This window comes from Pseudomonas sp. Irchel s3f10 (assembly GCF_900187515.1).
GTDB classification, from domain to species: Bacteria; Pseudomonadota; Gammaproteobacteria; order Pseudomonadales; family Pseudomonadaceae; genus Aquipseudomonas; species Aquipseudomonas tensinigenes.
In genome coordinates this window covers 62,805-80,527 of sequence record NZ_FYDZ01000002.1, presented here as the reverse complement: position 1 = coordinate 80,527, position 17,723 = coordinate 62,805, and the positions used below count along the sequence as shown (strand labels likewise).

Below are 17,723 nucleotides of genomic sequence, written 5' to 3'. Positions count from 1 at the left end.
TTCGAGGGGCGCGGAGCGTCCCGGGCTGCACTCCCACGCGGAGCGTCGGAACGATCAACTTAAAGCGATGTAGTCCTTGCCCACCTTGTGCGCATACCCTTCCAGCACCTGCTGACACAACGTCACAATCTCCTCGACCCACTCAACCCCCACCCGCCACGACACCACCACCTGCAGGTTTGGCGGTCGCTGATCAATATCCAATAACGTCAATTCCCCCCGCGCCAATTCCTCAGCCACCAACACTGGCGGCAGCACACCAATCCCAAATCCATCACGCAATAACCGGGTAATCGCCGACACCGAGTTCACGCAATTCAAACGTGGAGCCAGTACGCCATTGGCTTGCATCAGCGCCAAAAGATCCTGATGCGGTCGGGAGTTTTTCGAGTAGGTGATGATCCGCTCCTGCGCCAGTTCGGCGAGGTCGGCGTAGTCGCGGTTGTAGATCGAATTACTGGCGACAATCCAGCCCAGTGGATGACTGGCCAGCTCCAGACTGCGTACGCTTTCATGGCGCACCAGGTCGGTTTGCAGAACGATGTCGAGAAAGCCTTTTTGCAGCTGATCGCAGAGGTTCAGCGAGGTATCCGCCACCAGCTCGATTTCCACCCGTGGGTACAGATCGGTCATCTGCGCGACCAACGGGCTGAGCCAGGTGTGGATTACCGTGTCCATCACGCCGATGCGCACGCGGCCGACTTTGCTCGAGCGGGTCTCAATCGACTGTTTCAGGGCGGACATGGTGTCGAGCATCTGCTCGGCGTACTCCAGCACTTTCAACCCTTCAGGCGTCAGGCTGACACCGCGTGAATCGCGCAAAAACAGCTTCACCCCCAGCTCACCTTCCAGTACCGCGATGCGGCTGGAAATCGAGGCCTGGGTGGTGAACAGCTTGTCGGCGGTCAGGCGAAAACTCTTCAGTCGGGCGACCCAGACAAAGGTCTCGAGAAACTTCAGGTTCATGGGCAAGGCTCGGGTGACAAATTTTTCTTATGGCTAAGGCGGGTTTTTATTCGTTGGACGCAGCAGGGCCGCGCGACGAAAAATCGACGCATCCGGTCCCCACGATAGGCGTCGTCGGGGCTACGAACAAGACCAATAAAAAACCTGCGGAGATAAGCCATGCGTGCTCCCGACACTCTAGAAGTACCCAAGGCAACGGCGCGTCCGGGGCCGTTTGACTGGTATCGCAACATCAACCAGCAAGAGCGCCGCACGTTCTGGAGCTGCAAGATCGGCTACGGTCTGGACGGCATGGACACGCAGATGCTCAGCTTCGTCGTGCCGACATTGATTGCAATGTGGGGCATTACCACCGGTGAGGCCGGGCTGATTCACACCAGCACCTTGATTGCTTCGGCGATTGGCGGCTGGGTCGCCGGGATTCTCTCCGACCGCATCGGTCGTGTACGCACCTTGCAACTCACCGTGCTGTGGTTCGCCTTCTTCACCTTCCTCTGCGGCTTCGCGCAAAACTACGAACAACTGTTGATCGCCCGGACGTTGATGGGCTTCGGTTTCGGCGGCGAATGGACCGCCGGGGCGGTGCTGATCGGCGAGGTGATCCGCGCCAAGGACCGTGGCAAAGCGGTGGGCATGGTGCAATCCGGCTGGGCGCTGGGCTGGGGACTGACGGCGATTCTGTATGCGCTGCTGTTCTCGGTGCTGCCGCCGGAAGATGCCTGGCGCGCACTGTTCATCCTCGGCATCGTGCCGGCGATTTTTGTGATTTTTGTCCGCCGTCTGGTGAAGGATCCGGAGATCTATCGCGAGGCCAAGGCGCAGCAAACGCCAGAAAACCAATCGAAGTTCTATGAGATCTTCGCCCCCGGCATGCTCTTCACCACGATTCGTGCTTCGCTGCTGACTACCGGTGCTCTGGGTGGCTATTACGCGATCACTTCCTGGCTGCCGACCTTTCTGAAAAACGAACGCGGCTTGAGCGTACTCGGCACCGGCGGCTATCTAGCGATGGTGATTGTCGGCTCTTACGTCGGCTATGTGATCAGCGCTTATCTGACTGACCTGCTGGGGCGGAAAAAGAACTTCATCCTGTTCGCGGTCGGCTCGTTCACCATCGTTCTGCTCTACACGCAGCTGCCAGTGAGCAATGGCGTGATGCTGTGGCTGGGCTTCCCTCTGGGCTTCTTCGCCTCGGGAATTTTCAGTGGTATGGGCGCGTTTCTCACTGAGCTGTTTCCTACACGAATTCGCGGTTCGGGGCAGGGCTTCTGCTACAACATCGGTCGGGCGCTGGCGGCGTTGTTTCCGCTGCTGATCGGTCTGCTTAGCCAGAAAGTACCGTTGAGCGTCGGCATTGGTGCATTTGCTGCGGTGTCTTACGGTGTGGTGATTATCGCGGCATTGAGCCTGCCGGAAACCCGTGGCAAGCAACTCGATGCGCAGTTACTGATAACCTGCGCAGCACAGTCCTACAGATAAAAAGACAAGCCCCTACAGGAGTGTTCACCGTGAGCCGCCTGCTATTGAATTGCGACATTGGCGAGAGCTTCGGCAGCTGGACCATGGGTCTGGATACCGAGGTCATGCCCTTCATCGATTGTGCCAACGTGGCTTGCGGTTTCCACGCCGGTGATCCGAGCATCATGCGCAAGACCGTCAGCCTGGCGTTGAGCCACGGCGTGCAGATCGGCGCACACCCGGCCTATCAGGATCTGGTCGGCTTCGGCCGCCGTTCCATGGCGTACTCGGCGCAAGAGCTGCAAGACATCCTGCATTACCAGATCGGCGCCCTCGACGGCATTTGCAAAGCCCAGGGCGGCCGTGTCAGTTACGTCAAACCCCATGGTGCGATGTACAACGACATGATGGCCAACCCGGCGCAATTGCGTGCGGTGATTCAGGCGGTGGCCGCTTATGACCGCAGCCTGCCGCTGATGCTGATGGCCACCCGCGACAACTCCGCTGCGCAGCAGATCGGCGATGAGTATGGCGTGACAATGTGGTTCGAAGCATTCGCTGACCGTGCTTACGACAGTGCCGGCAAACTGGTCTCGCGACAATTGCCGGGCGCGGTGCATCACGACCCGGGAAAAATCATCGAGCAAGCCCTGACCATTGCCCGGGGCGACAACCTCAGCGCCAGCGACGGCAGCGCCTTGCGCCTGCACGCCAACACCCTCTGCGTGCACGGTGACAACGCCAGTTCAGTAGCCGCCGTGCAACGCATTCGCGAAGCCTTGAATCAGCAGAGCGCCTCATGAACCCAAGGATTGAAGTGGTGGCACTGGATTGCCTGATGCTGCGTCTGTTCGATGAAATCGCCGAAGCCAACATGCCGTGGATGCTTGCTGCCAGTGAGCGTTTGCGTGCGGTATTCGGTGAGCAACTCATCGATCTGGTGCCGTCTTATACGACGTTGATGGTGCATTACGATTTGACCGCATTGAGTCCGAGTCAGGCGCGGGAATTGATCGCCGAAGCGTTGATCGATCTGTCACCGAATGCGCAAACCGCTGGCCAATGCCATGTGCTGCCGGTCTGGTACGACTTGAGTGTCGGCCCTGAGTTGAGTTTGCTGGCCGAACGCAGCGGTCTGGCGGTGGATGAAGTGATCCGTCGCCACAGCGGACGTGAGTATCAGGTATTCGCCCTTGGTTTCGCGCCGGGTTTCGCGTTTATGGGGTTGGTCGAAGAAGTGCTTGCCGCGCCTCGCCTGAACACGCCACGCAAAAAAGTCGCTGCCGGTAGCGTCGGCATTGCCGAACGGCAGACGGCGGCTTACCCCGTGGTCTCTCCCGGCGGCTGGAACCTGATCGGCCGCACCCCGGCCAAGTTGTTCGACCGCAATCGCGATGGCTACAGCCTGATGCAACCCGGCGACACCGTGCGATTCGAAGCGGTCAGTCATGCCGAGTTCGTCAATCTGGGCGGCGATGACACGCCACTGGAGGCGCAGGCATGAGCCGACTGAGGATTGAAGCGAGTACACCGCTGTGTCTGTTGCAGGACGCGGGACGTTTCGGCGTGCGGCATCTGGGCGTCACCCAGGGCGGCGCGGCGGATTGGTGCTCAGCGAGCTGGGCCAACTGGATGCTGGGCAACCGACTGGATGTGCCGGTCATCGAAATCACCCTTGGCGGGTTTGCCGTAGTCGCTGAAGACGATTGTTTGCTGGCGCTGGCCGGAGCTGATCTAGGCGCGCAGATTGATGGTCAACCGCTGGCGCCGTGGCGCAGTTTCAAGTTGGGTAAAGGACAGAAGTTGCTGTTCACGCAACCGTTGCTCGGTGCCCGGGCTTATCTGGCGGCGCCCGGCGGTTTCGAGGCGCCCAAGGTCTTGGGTAGTAGCGCGACAGTGGTGCGCGAGGCGTTCGGTGGTCTGGATGGCCTGGGCTTGCCGCTGGCCAAGGGGGCGGCGCTGAGTTATCGCGGTGAATCGCTGTCGCTTCGCGAAGTGCCTTTGGCGTTACGGCTGGATCTGAAATCGAATGCACCACTGGATCTGGTGCTCGGTGCGCAGATTGGCCAGTTCAGCGGGCAGAGTCTGTTCGATGCATTCAACAGTGCCTGGACGCTGGACAGCCGCGCCGATCGCATGGGCATTCGTTTGCTGGGCAAGGCGTTGGAATATCAGGGCCAGCCAATGATTTCTGAAGGAATTCCTCTCGGTGCGGTGCAAGTGCCGCCGGACGGCCAGCCGATTGTGTTGCTCAATGATCGGCAGACGATTGGCGGGTATCCACGTTTGGGGGCGTTGACGCCGTTGGCGTTGGCGCGGTTGGCGCAGTGCCTGCCGGGGGCGCAGGTGCGGTTGCGGCCGGTGGTGCAGGAAGTTGCGCACTGTGAGCACATCAAATATCTGCAGCGCTTCAGCAATAGCTAAAAGCTTCGCGAGCAGGCTCGCTCCCACAGGGTGAAATGCATTCCAATGTGGGAGCGAGCCTGCTCGCGAAGGGGCCATTACTGACAAAACAGATTATTTGGACAAAAACCGCATCCCTTCCTCAAGCCCGCGCAACGTCAATGGATACATCTGATCTTCGATCAGATCACGCACAATGTTGGTCGACGAGGTATAGCCCCAGGTATCTTTCGGATACGGATTGATCCAGATGAGCTTCTTGTACTTCTCCATGAAGCGCTGCATCCACACGTAGCCCGGCTCTTCGTTCCAATGCTCGACACTGCCGCCGGCCTGGGTGATTTCATACGGCGCCATGGCGGCGTCACCGATGAAGATCACTTTGTAGTCGGCGCCGTACTTGTGCAGCAGGTCCTGAGTCGACGTGCGCTCTGAAGTGCGGCGCATGTTGTTCTTCCACACCGATTCGTAAACGAAGTTGTGGAAGTAGAAGTACTCCAGATGTTTGAACTCGGTCTTGCAGGCCGAGAACAGTTCTTCGCAGATCTTCACGTGCGCGTCCATCGAACCGCCGATGTCGAACAGCAACAACAGCTTCACCGTGTTGCGGCGCTCGGGACGCATCTGGATGTTCAGCAGGCCGGCGTCCTTTGCGGTGTGGTCAATGGTGCCGTCGATGTCCAGCTCTTCTGCCGCGCCCTGACGCGCAAACTTGCGCAGTCGACGCAGGGCGACTTTGATATTGCGCGTGCCCAGTTCCACCGAATCATCGAGGTTCTTGTACTCGCGCTGATCCCAGACTTTCACGGCTTTGCCCTGGCGCTTGCCAGCATCGCCGACCCGAATGCCTTCCGGGTTGAAGCCACCGGAGCCGAACGGGCTGGTGCCGCCAGTGCCGATCCATTTGTTGCCGCCGGCGTGGCGTTCCTTCTGTTCTTCCAGACGTTTCTTGAACTCTTCGATCAGCTTGTCCAGGCCACCGAGGGACTGGATCTGCGCGCGTTCCTCGTCGCTCAGCGAGCGCTCGAACTCCTTGCGCAGCCAGTCTTCGGGAATCAGCGCCTGCAAGTGATCATCGAGCTTTTCGAGGCCATTGAAGTAGGCGCCGAACGCGCGGTCGAACTTGTCGAAATGGCGTTCGTCCTTGACCAGAATCGCCCGCGACAAGTAATAAAACTCGTCCATGTCGGCGAAGGTCACGCGCTGTTTCAGCGCGTTGATCAGGTCGAGCAACTCGCGCACCGACACCGGCACCTTGGCGGCACGCATTTCATTGAACAGGTTGAGCAACATGGCATCAGCCTCTTAGCGGGTGCCGCGACGGCTCATGAACGCCAGGCGCTCAAGCAGTTGCACGTCCTGTTCGTTCTTCACCAAAGCACCGGCCAGTGGTGGAATTGCCTTGGTCGGATCACGTTCGCGCAGCACCGCTTCGCCGATGTTGTCGGCCATCAGCAGCTTGAGCCAGTCGACCAGTTCCGAGGTCGACGGCTTCTTCTTCAGGCCCGGCACCTTGCGCACGTCGAAGAATACGTCGAGCGCTTCGCTGACCAGATCCTTCTTGATGTCCGGGTAGTGCACGTCGACGATTTTCTGCAGGGTCGGGCGGTCCGGGAAGGCGATGTAGTGGAAGAAGCAGCGGCGCAGGAAGGCGTCCGGCAGTTCTTTTTCGTTGTTGGAGGTAATGATGATGATCGGGCGCTTCTTGGCCTTGATGGTCTCGTCGATCTCGTAAACGTAGAACTCCATCTTGTCGAGTTCTTGCAGCAAGTCGTTCGGGAACTCGATGTCGGCCTTGTCGATCTCGTCGATCAGCAGAATGACCCGCTCTTCGGACTCGAACGCCTCCCAGAGCTTGCCTTTTTTCAGGTAGTTGCGCACGTCGTGGACTTTTTCAGTGCCCAGTTGCGAGTCGCGCAGACGGCTGACAGCGTCGTACTCATACAGACCCTGATGCGCCTTGGTGGTGGACTTGATGTGCCAGGTGATCAGCTTGGCATTGAACGATTCGGCCAATTGCTCGGCGAGCATGGTCTTGCCGGTGCCCGGCTCGCCCTTGACCAGCAGCGGCCGCTCCAGGGTGATAGCGGCGTTGACCGCCAGCTTCAGGTCATCGGTGGCGACGTAGGCCTGGGTGCCTTCGAACTTCATCTGCTAATCCTCGAACGGTAACGCCGACCTGAACGGGCAGGGCGGGGGCGAAATAATCGGATGCCCGACTATAACGCGCAGCCCGGTCGACTGTGAACGCAGACGGCGTATTCAGTCTCTGAATGGGGCGTCACATGTTGACTCAGTCTCGGCCTGACGCCAGACAACACGGTTGTGGCGAGGGAATTGGTCTCCCATTTCAAAAAACTAACCCGCATCCGGCTTCGGCCGCTCATACCGCGCATTGAATGCCTGTACGAAACCATTACGCAAAATCTGCAAAAACGCTTCGAACGCGCTGATATTTTGCTGATGCACGTTGCCGCTGAGTTCGACCTTGGTGGCGAACTGGTTTTTCGCCTGGTTCTTCAGCACGGTTTCCGAGCCGCCGACGATGGCCTCCCAGACCGAGCGGAAGATGCTTTTGTTCTTGTTTTCCACGTCCTGCTGCCAGTTGAACACTTCGACGTCGCGCAGCAGTGGTTTGATGTAGCCGTTGACCTTGGCTTTTTTGGCTTGGGCTTCGATCACCACATCACCGTGGCCGGCGTTGAAGTCGAACTTGCCGTAGGCCGAGGCAAAGTCGTTCATGCTTTTGAGTTCGATGTCCTTGGCGCGCAGGCGGAATTCGAAGTCCTCGAAGTTGCTCAGAGGGTCGAACGTTGCGGTGGTTTCCAGCGGTGCATGCCCCAGCAGCAGGGCTTTGCCTTCAAAGCGGGCGTCGCGTTTGCCCTGTTTGTCGACCACGTTGGTCAGGTTGTAGATGCTCGCGTCGACGTTGGTGGCGTTCATGTTGACCGGCGGTTTTGAGTTGAAATTGCGGAAGCTGATCTTGCCGTCGTGAATCTGCACTTCATCGAGGGTAATTGGCAGCAACTTGCCCAGTTGCGCACGCCAGTCAGTGCCCTGACCGGTCTGGGAATTCTGTTTGTTGGCCCCGCCATCGACGAAATTGATTTCGGGATTGACGAATTTCACTTGCGCCACCACAGCATGGTCGTACCACAACGAATGCCAGCTGACCGCCAGATCGATCAACGGAGCGTTGACGAACGGCACCGGCACTTTGCCGTCCACCTTGACGATTTTCAGACCATTGATTTTGTACGCCCCGCGCCACAGCGCAAGGTCGACGTCAGTGATCTGGCCCCGATAGTCACCCATGTCCGCCAGTTTGCCGTTCAGGTAGTCACGCACCATGTAGGGCAGGGCGATGTGCAGCGCGATCAGCAACACAACGACGACGGCGAAAATCCCTAGTGGCCAACTGTAGCGACGCTTCATGACGGCAATTCCCTGACGATGTAAGCGATTGACTGTTACGCCGCGCAGACGTTCGACCCGACTGGACTGCGCCAGGCAACAGGCATACCTTGGAAGGCTGAATTCAATGCTGCATAAGGACCCAGCCATGAGCCGTATTTTTGCTGACAACGCCCATTCCATCGGCAACACGCCGCTGGTGCAGATCAACCGCATCGCGCCGCGTGGCGTGACCATTCTGGCCAAGATCGAGGGGCGCAACCCCGGTTATTCGGTCAAGTGCCGGATCGGCGCCAACATGATCTGGGACGCCGAGAGCAGCGGCAAACTGAAACCGGGCATGACCATTGTCGAGCCGACGTCGGGTAACACGGGCATTGGCCTGGCATTTGTTGCCGCCGCTCGTGGTTACAAATTGATGCTGACTATGCCGGCCTCGATGAGCATCGAACGCCGTAAGGTTCTCAAGGCCTTGGGCGCCGAGCTGGTGTTGACCGAGCCGGCCAAGGGCATGAAAGGCGCCATCGAGAAAGCCGCCGAGATCGTCGCCAGCGATGCTGACAAGTACTTCATGCCATCGCAGTTCGATAATCCGGCCAACCCGGCGATTCACGAAAAAACCACCGGTCCGGAAATCTGGAACGACACCGATGGTGCGGTGGATGTGCTGGTGGCCGGCGTCGGCACCGGCGGAACCATCACGGGCGTTTCGCGGTATATCAAGAATACCCAGGGCAAACCGATCCTGTCGGTGGCGGTGGAACCGGTTTCCTCGCCTGTGATCAGCCAGGCGCTGGCCGGCGAAGAGATCAAACCGAGTCCGCACAAGATTCAGGGGATCGGTGCCGGTTTTGTGCCGAAGAACCTGGATCTGTCGATGGTCGACCGGGTCGAGCAGGTCACCGACGACGAATCCAAGGCCATGGCGCTGCGCTTGATGCAGGAAGAAGGGATTTTGTGCGGCATCTCCTGCGGTGCAGCGATGGCGGTAGCAGTGCGTCTGGCGGAGACGCCGGAAATGCAGGGCAAAACTATCGTGGTGATTCTGCCTGACTCGGGTGAGCGTTATCTGTCGAGCATGTTGTTCAGCGATCTGTTCACTGAGCAGGAGACTCAGCAGTAATCCAGTTGATTCAGGTCAGCCGCGGTTCAGGATCGTTATGCTAATAAATGCTTTGTTGCGCAATTCTTAACACTGATTCTTGTGTAAGGCGGGTTTTGCCCGGCGCCGGTAGTGTTTATCATGGCCGGCTGCCATGCCGGGTAAAGGGCGTTGCGCAGCGTTGTCTTTATTCAAGGAGTTGTTGATGACCTTTTCGTTTGCCGCCAAGGCGTTTGTGCTGCTGCTCTTTTTGGGCAGCACGCTCTATGTGCATTTGCGCGGCAAGGCGCGTTTGCCGGTTCTGCGTCAGTTCGTCAACCACTCGGCGCTGTTCGCCCCGTACAACGCCTTGATGTACCTGTTTTCCGGCGTGCCGTCGAAGCCGTATCTGGATCGCAGCAAATTCCCGGAACTGGACGTGCTGCGCGACAACTGGGAAACCATTCGCGACGAGGCCATGCACCTGTTCGACGAAGGCTATATTCGCGCGGCGGAAAAGAACAATGACGCCGGTTTCGGCTCGTTCTTCAAGAAGGGCTGGAAGCGTTTCTACCTCAAGTGGTACGACAAACCGCTGCCGTCGGCTGAAACCCTGTGCCCGAAAACCGTGGCGCTGGTCAGTGCGATTCCCAACGTCAAAGGCGCGATGTTCGCGCTGTTGCCGGGTGGCAGCCACTTGAACCCGCATCGCGATCCGTTCGCCGGCTCCCTGCGTTATCACCTCGGCTTGTCGACGCCGAACTCCGACGATTGCCGGATTTTCGTCGATGGTCAGGTTTACGCCTGGCGTGACGGCGAAGACGTGATGTTCGACGAAACCTACGTGCACTGGGTCAAGAACGAAACCGACCAAACTCGCGTGATCCTGTTCTGCGACGTCGAGCGTCCGCTGAGCAACCGCCTCATGACCCGCATCAACCGCTCGATCAGCGCCTGGCTCGGCCGTGCCACCGCACCGCAGAACCTCGACGATGAACGCGTTGGCGGGATCAATCAGGCCTACGCCTGGAGCAAGAGCTTCAGTGACAAGTTCAGTGGCGTGGTCAAACAGTGGAAACGCCGTCATCCGAAGGCTTACCGCGTGATGCGGCCGGTGTTGGCAGTGGTGGTGTTGACGTTGTTGGGGTATTGGCTGTTTGGTTAAGGCTGGATCAGGCAATAAAAAACCGCTCCTTGTGAGCGGTTTTTTTATGAAGAGAAGGTGAATGAGGCGCCAGCGAGGACGCCTCCGGGCTCTTCCGCTGCTGGATTCACCAATGCTTCTCTGATTCGGTGCAACTCCCGTTCAGACAACTTTCCCGAAGAGCGTTTTCTATCAGCTTTTATCGATCTGGCGCCTGGCGCCTTTTTTTCAATGGCAGCCTTCATGGTGCCTCCGGCGTTGATCATTAAATGAGCAGTTGTCCGATACTAGTCTTACCAAATTAGCTTCACAAGCCTACCCTCCGAATCGAATTCAAAACCCAGCTGCCGTTAAAGAGAAATCACCCCTGGGAGAGGCTCCTGAATTTCAATTTGTGTACTGCCGATGATTCGTGCGAAGTGAGTCACGGCGGTCAAAGCAAATGTCGCTACTCGGCTTTTGAGAGGGGGATCGTTATCGGGCTTTCCTTCCAGGCGCACAATTTTCACTCGCAACCGGCTCTGATTAGGGTTTGCAAAGCAAAGTCCGCATAACTCCTGATCAAACCAGATTGCCAAATCGAAGCTAAGTGGTTCTTTGGCTTTCCACCTGACAACTTCTTGCCAAGAGAAGTGAGGATCAAACCATTCTTCATAGGCACTCAGAGCTTGAGCATCGATTGCTTCGAAACGAACTCTGGAGTGATCAACATCCACTATCCCTTGCTGCAATAAGTCTTTGTGCAGCTTTGCGAAAGTAACCCCAGCCTGTTTCCTGGCCTGTGATTTGTAAACCTGGTAGCGCAAATACGTCCGTTCCCTTGGCATGTGATCCCGTGCATTCCTTGTCCTCGATGGTTGGGTGTCGCAATTGCAATCCAGCCTATTCACCTCGCGGCCAACTGTCCCTGCCGGCCCTTTGCCCAAATCATTGCAATCCATGTCCTACGCTGGTTATAGTCGGCGCTCGTGAGCCGTACGGCTCACCCTCCAACTCCTCAAAAAAGATCTGCGCCAATGCCTGCATCCCTCATAAACGCGGTAGTCGATTCAGCGGTCAACGCTGGCGTCGTGCCGTGCGGGAATCAGCAGCCCAAGCAGATCAGTCATTACCCCCCACCTGTCAGTAGCACGCCGGTGTGCGCAGTCGTATCACCGCCGGGCGTTGGCGTTTCGGGCTGATCGGCAGTTTTTGCTGACCCCTGCGCCCGCCAGAAAAACCTACTGAATTTCAGCTTCGGCTGAGTTGGCTTCTTACCTGACTACAGGTGGTATTCATGTTTGTCCTTTCGAAAAAATCCGCGCTCGCGGCGACGTCCACGAGCCTGTTCGTTCTGCTGTGGAGCAGCGGGGCGATCTTCTCCAAATGGGGGCTGGCCCACGCATCACCGTTTGCCTTTTTGCTGATTCGCTTTGTGATTGCCTTGTGCGGGCTGGTGCTGCTGGCGCCGCTGCTCAAGTTGAAGTTGCCCAAGGGCGGCCGGCCGATGTTGTTTGCGATTGCCACGGGTGTGGTGTTGTTGGGGGCCTATCAGATTTTCTATCTACTGGCGCTCAACACCAAAGTCACTCCAGGCGTGATGGCGACCATCATGGGCGTGCAGCCGATTCTCACCGTGGTGTTGATGGAGCGGCAGCGCTCGGCGAGCCGGATGTTCGGTCTGGCGCTGGGATTGGCGGGGCTGATCATGGTGGTTTACCAAGGCATCGGTCTGGCCGGGATGTCCTGGGCGGGGATGCTGTTCGGGTTGCTGGCGTTGGCGAGCATGACGCTGGGCTCGATCATGCAGAAACGCATCACCGACAATCCCCTTGGCACGCTGCCGGTGCAGTATCTGGCCGGGCTGCTGTTGTGCGGAATCTTCGTACCGTTTCAGCCGTTTCATTTTGAACACAGCGCCGGTTTCATCGTGCCGGTATTGTGGATGGGGCTGGTGGTGTCGGTGCTGGCGACGCTGTTGCTGTATCGACTGATCGCGCGAGGCAATCTGGTGAATGTCACCAGTTTGTTCTATCTGGTGCCGGCGGTGACGGCGGTGATGGACTATCTGATTTTCGGCAATCGCCTGGCGGCACTGAGCGTGCTGGGGATGCTGTTGATCATTGTCGGTCTGGCGTTTGTGTTTCGTGAAAGGGGATAACAGATCATCAGGTGGCGGCTTTTAGACCGCCGATCGCGAGCAGGCTCACTCCTACAGGGGAACGCATTCCAATTGTAGGAGTGAGCCTGCTCGCGATAGCCATTTCAGCTGCGCCGGAAGTCTAGCGGGCTGTCACCTGCGAAGGTTTCACCACCGCCGGCTTCAACACCAACCACAACGCCAGCGCAATCAATACCCCGCCATAAATGTGCGCCATCGACAACGGCTCATCCAGCAACAACGCCCCCCACAACACGCCGAACGGCGGGATCATGAAGGTCACGGTCATCGATTTCACCGGCCCGATCGAGCTGAGCAGGCGGAAATAAATGATGTAGGCAAACGCCGTGCAACCCAGGCCCAGGCCCAACAGCGACAGCCAGACATTCCAGCCACCCCAACTGACCGGCGGCGCGGTGATCACGCTATAGCCGAACAGCGGCAACAGGAACAACGTCGCGCCGAGCATGCTGCCCAGCGCCGACAATCGGCTGTCCAGTCCACCGGCCTGATCCAGCCAGCGCCGCGCGAGGAAACCGGCAAAACCATAACAAGTGGTCGCCAGCAAGCAGGCGAGGGCACCCATCAACAGTTGCATGTCAAATGCCACGGGACCGGCGCGGGTCAGCACGCCAACGCCTAACAGGCCGAGGAACACCCCGCCCAGTTTGGCTGCGGTGAGTTTTTCACTGAAGAACAACCCGCCAATCAGCACGCCCATCAGCGGCGTGGTGGCATTGAAAATCGCCGAATAGCCGGCTGGCAGTACCTGAGCGGCGACTGAATACAGCGTCGCCGGAATCCCCGAGTTGATCACGCCCAGCAGCATCACGGTTTTTAGTTTGCCTTTGAAATCCCAGCGCACGCGCATTAGCCCGAGGATTACCAGCAGGCCAACGGCCGCAATCGATACGCGAAAGAACCCGGTCGGAATCGTACCGATCGCTGGCGCGATAATGCGCATGAACAGAAAACTCGCGCCCCAGATGGCTGCCAGCGACAACATACGGAAAATATCGACAGGGCTCACGGCGGGTCTCCTTCCTTGATCGGGACGAGAGTGTTGCCGAGTGCCCTGACGATGGCAACCGCTATTCGGGCATGCAACTTTTTGCTCAGATCACAAAGCGCGTCACCAGGCCGTTGAGATCGACCGCCAGACGCGACAGCTCCTGGCTCGCAGCCGAGGTCTGAGTCGCCCCGGCGGCGGTCTGGGTCGAGAGGTCACGGATGGTCACCAGATTCTGATCGACCTCACGCGCCACCAAAGCCTGTTGCTCGGCCGCGCTGGCGATCACCAGGTTACGTTGGTTGATCTGCGAGATCGACGCGGTGATTTTCTCCAGTGCCTGCCCGGCGCTGTTGGCGCGCCGCAACGTCTGGCCAGCCTGCTCGGCACTGCTCTGCAACGCGCCAACGGTTGCCCCGGTGCCTTGCTGGATGCTGCTGATCATCAGCTCGATTTCTTCGGTGGAATTCTGCGTGCGTTGTGCGAGCGAACGCACCTCATCGGCGACCACGGCAAAACCGCGCCCGGCTTCACCGGCGCGCGCCGCTTCGATCGCCGCATTGAGCGCCAACAGATTGGTCTGCCCGGCAATCCCGCGAATCACCTCCAGCACTTTGCTGATGTCCTGCGCCTGAGTGGCCAGGCCCTCGGCTTGTTCAGAAGCACCGAGTACCGCATCGACCAGCTCCTGAATCGAACTGATGGTTTCGCTGACCTGTACATGGCCGTGCTTGCTGTCTTCGTTGGACGCGGCAGACGCCTCGGCACTGGACACCGCGTTGGCAGCGACTTCGTCCACCGCCGTGCTCATCTCGGTGACCGCGGTGGCAGCTTGTTCGATCTGGTCGTTCTGCTGTTGCAGACCGCGGGTGCTTTGCTCCATCACCGAACTCATTTCCTCGGCCGCAGAAGCCAATTGCTGCGCCGATTCGCTGATACCGCGGATGGTCGAGCGCAGATTGCCCTGCATCTCGGCGAGGGCTTCGAGCAACTGCGCGGCTTCATCTTTACCGCTACTGATAATTTCGCCACTGAGATTGCCGGCAGCAATGCGCCGCGCGACATCCAGTGCCTGATTGATCGGCGTGGTGATGCTGCGGGTCAGCAACCAGGCCAATAGCAAGGTGGCAAGCAGGGCGACCACGATGATCGACGCGACGATCCACAAAGCCTGCTGATACATCGCCGCAGCGGCTTCGGCTGCGGCATCCGCACCTTGTTGGTTGAGGGTGATCATCTGCTCCAGCGTCTTGTCGAGCACAGTGCCCTGCGGGGCCAGTTCATTGCTCAAACGCGTGGCAGCCTGCTCGTTCTGCCCCGCGTCAATCTGGCTGACAATCTGATCGAGAATGCTCAGGTATTTGCCGACGGCCGCGTTCAAGCCGTCGAGCATCACTTGTTCCTGATCACTGGCGATCAAGGCTTTGTGATCGTTGAGGCGCTTGAGCAACTCATCGCGTTGCGTCTTGAGAATGCCTTTGCTTCTGTCGCGCACCGCGGGTTGGGTGACGGCAATCAGACGCAAGGATTCGAGGCGGATGCTGGCGATATTCGCCGCCGCGTCATGAATGCTCTCGATGCTGGGCATCCACGATTCTTCGATCACTGCCGCACTTTCGCGCAGGGTTTTCATCTGGCCCAGACCGAACAGGCCGACCACCACCAGCAGACTGGCCAAAACGGCAAAGCTCAAACTGGCGCGCAAACCTATGCGCAGATTCCGGATAGACATCAGTGTGCTCCTTGATCTTTGAGGGGGGGGAGGTCGTCCTCGTCAGCGAGGATCTTGTTATGAGGCGGGTAATGGCGGGCTGTATATCAAAGTGCCATTATTTTGGTAAGACCAATCTGGCGTCGTCGCCGAGGGTGCGTGAATTTGCAGCAAAACCACGGACTAGACGCGTGTATTCGCTATTGGATGCGAAGCCCAGAGAATTCGCGGGCTGGCGCAGGATGAGAGGCCGCACCGCTCAGGCGCTTAACTGACCGAACGGTCGATTAAAAAAACTTTGCAAAAACGCTGTTGGCGTACAACCCCGGCGCAGATTTGGCAGAAATTGCACTTCACCTGCGCACGCATCCGTGGCTAAGCTCAGGCACAGATTTCCCCACGCACGCCGAGGTCTTATCTATGCCGCAGCAATGGCCAGCCACCGACATCGCCCGGATGATCCTCGATGGCTTCGACGATTATCGCGAGCATTTCCGGCGGATCACCGACGGCGCCCGGGAACGCTTCGAGCAGGCACGCTGGCAGGAGACGCAAACGGCGTCGGCGGCGCGGATCAGTCTCTATGAAGAAAAGGTCGGCGAAACCATCGCCCGCCTGCGCGATTACTTCGACGATGAAACGCTGATGAACGTCAGCTGCTGGCCACTGGTGAAAAGCGCCTACATCAGCGTCATCGACCTGCGCTTCGACGATGAGTTGTCCGAGACCTGGTACAACTCGATTTTCTGCGGGCTGTTCAGCCATGACCTGATCAGCGACGGCTGCATGTTCATCCACACCACCCGCCCGAGCCTGCGCCGTGCCCGCGCCGCGCAGACCCGTACCTACAAACCGCAAGGGCAATTGTCGGGGATGCTCGCGAGCATTTTTGCCGACTATCGCTTCAGCGAGGACTACGCCGATCTGCCCGGCGACTTGCATCGCCTCGAAGCACAACTGCGCGAGAACCTGCCGGACTGGGTGTGCAAGGATCCTGAGCTCAGCGTCGAGCTGTTTTCCTCGGTGCTGTACCGCAACAAGGGCGCGTATCTGGTCGGGCGCATCTACACCCGCGACGAGCAATGGCCGCTGGTGATCCCGCTGCTGCACCGCGAAGGGCGCGGGATTCAGATCGACGCGCTGATCACCGACGAAGCCGACGTGTCGATCATCTTCTCGTTCACCCGTTCGTACTTCATGGTCGATGTGCCGGTGCCGGCGGAATTCATCGGTTTCCTGCGGCGCATCCTGCCGGGCAAGCACATCGCCGAGCTGTACACCTCGATCGGCTTCTACAAGCACGGCAAGTCCGAGTTCTACCGCGCACTGATCAATCATCTGGCCAACACCGACGACCAGTTCATCATGGCCCCGGGCGTACGCGGCATGGTCATGAGCGTGTTTACCCTGCCGGGCTTCAACACCGTGTTCAAAATCATCAAGGACCGTTTCTCGCCTTCGAAAAACGTCGACCGCGCCACGGTGATCGAGAAGTATCGATTGGTGAAAAGCGTCGACCGGGTAGGGCGTATGGCCGATACCCAGGAGTTCGCCGACTTCCGTTTTCCGTTGAGCAAGTTCGATCCGGCGTGCCTTGAAGAACTGCTGGAGGTGGCGCCGTCGACGGTGTCGGTCGAGGGCGACACGGTGCTGATCCGTCACTGCTGGACCGAGCGGCGAATGACCCCGCTCAATCTGTATCTGGAAAACGCCAACGATGCGCAGGTGCGTGAGGCGCTGGAGGATTACGGCCTGGCGATCAAGCAACTGGCGGCGGCGAACATCTTTCCCGGCGACATGCTGTTGAAAAACTTTGGCGTCACCCGGCATGGGCGGGTGGTGTTTTATGACTATGACGAGATTTGTTTCCTGACCGAGGCCAACTTCCGCCACATCCCCGCGCCGCGTACACCGGAGGACGAAATGGCGTCCGAGCCGTGGTATTCGATTGGGCCGCTGGATGTGTTTCCCGAGGAATTTCCGCCGTTTCTGTTTGCCGATTCGGGGCAGCGCAAGTTGTTCGATCAGTTGCATGGCGAGTTGTATAACGCCGATTACTGGAAGAGCCTGCAGGAGGCGATTCGGGCCGGGAAAGTGATTGATGTCTTTCCTTATCGGCGTAAAGGGTTGGATAACGAATAGCCCTCTAAAAAACACCCTCACCCCAGCCCTCTCCCGGAGGGAGAGGGGGCCGACCGAGGTGTCTTGGGTCAAACGCCGACCTGAGAGACCCAGGCGATTATGGATTCGGTGATGCACGTTCAGGTCGGCGAAGCTGGCAAAGTTGACTCGGTCGGTCCCCTCTCCCTCAGGGAGAGGGCTAGGGTGAGGGCCGCAATCCCCCTGACACGCCACAAATCCGCCAAATCTGCGACAATCCGCCCCCTGCATAAATAG

At 58.6% G+C, this 17,723-nt stretch carries 15 protein-coding genes; 8 read left to right on the top strand and 7 right to left on the bottom strand.

Going from position 1 to position 17,723, the window contains the following annotated elements; genetic code table 11:
* Window positions 1–54: 54 nt before the first annotated feature.
* Window positions 55–966: a LysR family transcriptional regulator gene (locus CKW17_RS05460; RefSeq protein WP_095119086.1), complete on the bottom strand. Its 912-nt coding sequence runs from the start codon at window positions 964–966 to the stop codon at window positions 55–57.
* Window positions 967–1,125: 159 nt separating this feature from the next.
* On the opposite strand from CKW17_RS05460, the gene CKW17_RS05455 reads away from it, so the two are divergent.
* Genes CKW17_RS05455 through CKW17_RS05440 form a run of 4 tightly spaced genes read left to right on the top strand, consistent with a single transcriptional unit; the run spans window position 1,126 to window position 4,848 of the window.
* Window positions 1,126–2,445, top strand: a complete 1,320-nt coding sequence (locus CKW17_RS05455) for an MFS transporter (protein ID WP_095119085.1) — start codon at window positions 1,126–1,128, stop codon at window positions 2,443–2,445.
* 29 nt (window positions 2,446–2,474) lie between these two features.
* Window positions 2,475–3,227 carry a 5-oxoprolinase subunit PxpA gene (locus CKW17_RS05450; RefSeq protein WP_095119084.1) on the top strand — a complete coding sequence of 251 codons (753 nt, stop codon included), beginning with the start codon at window positions 2,475–2,477 and terminating at the stop codon, window positions 3,225–3,227.
* Window positions 3,224–3,928 (top strand): 5-oxoprolinase subunit PxpB, encoded by a 705-nt coding sequence (gene pxpB / locus CKW17_RS05445; RefSeq protein WP_095119083.1) that lies wholly within the window; start codon window positions 3,224–3,226, stop codon window positions 3,926–3,928. Before CKW17_RS05450 ends, pxpB begins: the two co-directional genes overlap by 4 nt.
* On the top strand, window positions 3,925–4,848 hold the full coding sequence (locus CKW17_RS05440) for a biotin-dependent carboxyltransferase family protein (RefSeq protein WP_095119082.1): 924 nt from the start codon (window positions 3,925–3,927) through the stop codon (window positions 4,846–4,848). The genes pxpB and CKW17_RS05440 overlap by 4 nt, the downstream gene beginning before the upstream one ends.
* Before the next feature lie 93 nt (window positions 4,849–4,941).
* Here the strand turns inward: CKW17_RS05440 and CKW17_RS05435 are convergent, their stop codons facing one another.
* From CKW17_RS05435 to CKW17_RS05425, 3 genes are all read right to left on the bottom strand, one after another.
* Window positions 4,942–6,120 (bottom strand): VWA domain-containing protein, encoded by a 1,179-nt coding sequence (locus CKW17_RS05435; protein WP_007911295.1) that lies wholly within the window; start codon window positions 6,118–6,120, stop codon window positions 4,942–4,944.
* 12 nt (window positions 6,121–6,132) lie between these two features.
* The gene (locus tag CKW17_RS05430) at window positions 6,133–6,978 is read right to left on the bottom strand and encodes a MoxR family ATPase (protein ID WP_038358424.1); all 846 of its coding nucleotides are present in this window, start codon (window positions 6,976–6,978) and stop codon (window positions 6,133–6,135) included.
* Window positions 6,979–7,185: 207 nt separating this feature from the next.
* Window positions 7,186–8,262, bottom strand: coding sequence for a DUF748 domain-containing protein (locus tag CKW17_RS05425; RefSeq protein WP_095119081.1), 1,077 nt, complete (start codon window positions 8,260–8,262; stop codon window positions 7,186–7,188).
* A gap of 127 nt (window positions 8,263–8,389) precedes the next feature.
* On the opposite strand from CKW17_RS05425, the gene cysK reads away from it, so the two are divergent.
* Together cysK and CKW17_RS05415 are read left to right on the top strand one after the other, a co-directional pair.
* Window positions 8,390–9,364 (top strand): cysteine synthase A, encoded by a 975-nt coding sequence (gene cysK, locus CKW17_RS05420; RefSeq protein WP_095119080.1) that lies wholly within the window; start codon window positions 8,390–8,392, stop codon window positions 9,362–9,364.
* A gap of 184 nt (window positions 9,365–9,548) precedes the next feature.
* Complete coding sequence (locus CKW17_RS05415) at window positions 9,549–10,487, top strand: aspartyl/asparaginyl beta-hydroxylase domain-containing protein (RefSeq protein ID WP_038358439.1); 939 nt, start codon at window positions 9,549–9,551, stop codon at window positions 10,485–10,487.
* Window positions 10,488–10,816: 329 nt separating this feature from the next.
* Here CKW17_RS05415 and CKW17_RS05410 read toward each other — a convergent pair whose 3' ends face one another.
* Complete coding sequence (locus tag CKW17_RS05410) at window positions 10,817–11,293, bottom strand: hypothetical protein (protein ID WP_095119079.1); 477 nt, start codon at window positions 11,291–11,293, stop codon at window positions 10,817–10,819.
* Between the two features lie 449 nt (window positions 11,294–11,742).
* On the opposite strand from CKW17_RS05410, the gene CKW17_RS05405 reads away from it, so the two are divergent.
* On the top strand, window positions 11,743–12,606 hold the full coding sequence (locus CKW17_RS05405) for a DMT family transporter (protein WP_095119078.1): 864 nt from the start codon (window positions 11,743–11,745) through the stop codon (window positions 12,604–12,606).
* Window positions 12,607–12,727: 121 nt separating this feature from the next.
* Here the strand turns inward: CKW17_RS05405 and CKW17_RS05400 are convergent, their stop codons facing one another.
* Window positions 12,728–13,636, bottom strand: coding sequence for a DMT family transporter (locus CKW17_RS05400; RefSeq protein ID WP_095119077.1), 909 nt, complete (start codon window positions 13,634–13,636; stop codon window positions 12,728–12,730).
* An 85-nt stretch (window positions 13,637–13,721) separates the two neighbouring features.
* On the bottom strand, window positions 13,722–15,347 hold the full coding sequence (locus tag CKW17_RS05395) for a methyl-accepting chemotaxis protein (RefSeq protein WP_095119076.1): 1,626 nt from the start codon (window positions 15,345–15,347) through the stop codon (window positions 13,722–13,724).
* 399 nt (window positions 15,348–15,746) lie between these two features.
* Here CKW17_RS05395 and aceK point away from each other — a divergent pair, with 399 nt between their 5' ends.
* Window positions 15,747–17,468 carry a bifunctional isocitrate dehydrogenase kinase/phosphatase gene (aceK, locus tag CKW17_RS05390; protein ID WP_095119075.1) on the top strand — a complete coding sequence of 574 codons (1,722 nt, stop codon included), beginning with the start codon at window positions 15,747–15,749 and terminating at the stop codon, window positions 17,466–17,468.
* Window positions 17,469–17,723 lie beyond the last annotated feature (255 nt).

Coding starts and splice junctions, on each gene's coding strand:
- CKW17_RS05460 (WP_095119086.1), bottom strand. CDS start 966: ATGAACCTGAAGTTTCTCGAGACCTTTGTCTGGGTCGCCCGACTGAAG.
- CKW17_RS05455 (WP_095119085.1), top strand. CDS start 1,126: ATGCGTGCTCCCGACACTCTAGAAGTACCCAAGGCAACGGCGCGTCCG.
- pxpB (WP_095119083.1), top strand. CDS start 3,224: ATGAACCCAAGGATTGAAGTGGTGGCACTGGATTGCCTGATGCTGCGT.
- CKW17_RS05440 (WP_095119082.1), top strand. CDS start 3,925: ATGAGCCGACTGAGGATTGAAGCGAGTACACCGCTGTGTCTGTTGCAG.
- CKW17_RS05435 (WP_007911295.1), bottom strand. CDS start 6,120: ATGTTGCTCAACCTGTTCAATGAAATGCGTGCCGCCAAGGTGCCGGTG.
- CKW17_RS05430 (WP_038358424.1), bottom strand. CDS start 6,978: ATGAAGTTCGAAGGCACCCAGGCCTACGTCGCCACCGATGACCTGAAG.
- CKW17_RS05425 (WP_095119081.1), bottom strand. CDS start 8,262: ATGAAGCGTCGCTACAGTTGGCCACTAGGGATTTTCGCCGTCGTCGTT.
- cysK (WP_095119080.1), top strand. CDS start 8,390: ATGAGCCGTATTTTTGCTGACAACGCCCATTCCATCGGCAACACGCCG.
- CKW17_RS05415 (WP_038358439.1), top strand. CDS start 9,549: ATGACCTTTTCGTTTGCCGCCAAGGCGTTTGTGCTGCTGCTCTTTTTG.
- CKW17_RS05410 (WP_095119079.1), bottom strand. CDS start 11,293: ATGCCAAGGGAACGGACGTATTTGCGCTACCAGGTTTACAAATCACAG.
- CKW17_RS05405 (WP_095119078.1), top strand. CDS start 11,743: ATGTTTGTCCTTTCGAAAAAATCCGCGCTCGCGGCGACGTCCACGAGC.
- CKW17_RS05395 (WP_095119076.1), bottom strand. CDS start 15,347: ATGTCTATCCGGAATCTGCGCATAGGTTTGCGCGCCAGTTTGAGCTTT.
- aceK (WP_095119075.1), top strand. CDS start 15,747: ATGCCGCAGCAATGGCCAGCCACCGACATCGCCCGGATGATCCTCGAT.